A 495-nucleotide genomic window follows, 5' to 3' on the forward strand; every position below is an offset into this window, starting at 1 on the left:
CGTGCCCGTACACCGGTAGCGCCGGCCGTTGGCCGGCCCAAGCGGTGCCTGCGATCAGGCCGCGCTGGACAACAGCGGCCCCACCCGCACCCCGGCGCGTTCGATCTCCAGCGCCAGCAGCAGTTCAATTTCATCCAGCTGATCACGGATGCGGCCGTTGCTGGCTTCATCGGCGTGGTCATGGCCGATATGCGCGTCCAGCATGCGGGCCAGCCCGGCCAGCAGCACATCGGCATCGCCGGCGGCGGCGTGACGCAGCAGGCGACCGAGGGCGCGGATGCGGGCGCTGCGGTCAGCGGCCAGGGCCTTTACGGACGGTACGATGGGGGAATGGGCGACGGTCATGGCAGGGGTTTCCTGATTGACGGATGGATGGTCGCCAATGTCGGTTGTGGCCCGTTTTCGGGCTATGCAACTTTTACGAAAACATGTGAAGACGGTGGGCAGCCACGCAGGGCGTGGCTCTACGGCCCGGGTAGAGCCACGCCCTGCGTG

The 495-nt window shown here is 67.5% G+C and carries 1 protein-coding gene; it reads right to left on the reverse strand.

All coding sequences use genetic code 11. The annotated features are described in order from the left end of the window. Nucleotides 1-54: 54 nt before the first annotated feature. Nucleotides 55-345, reverse strand: coding sequence for a hypothetical protein (locus tag QMX83_RS21600; RefSeq protein WP_282298673.1), 291 nt, complete (start codon nucleotides 343-345; stop codon nucleotides 55-57). Between the last annotated feature and the right edge of the window lie 150 nt (nucleotides 346-495).

Source organism: Stenotrophomonas sp. PS02289 (assembly GCF_029960115.1).
Lineage (GTDB): Bacteria > Pseudomonadota > Gammaproteobacteria > Xanthomonadales > Xanthomonadaceae > Stenotrophomonas.

Excerpts from the sequence above, each read along its gene's own strand:
- QMX83_RS21600 (WP_282298673.1), bottom strand. The coding sequence starts at position 345 with ATGACCGTCGCCCATTCCCCCATCGTACCGTCCGTAAAGGCCCTGGCC.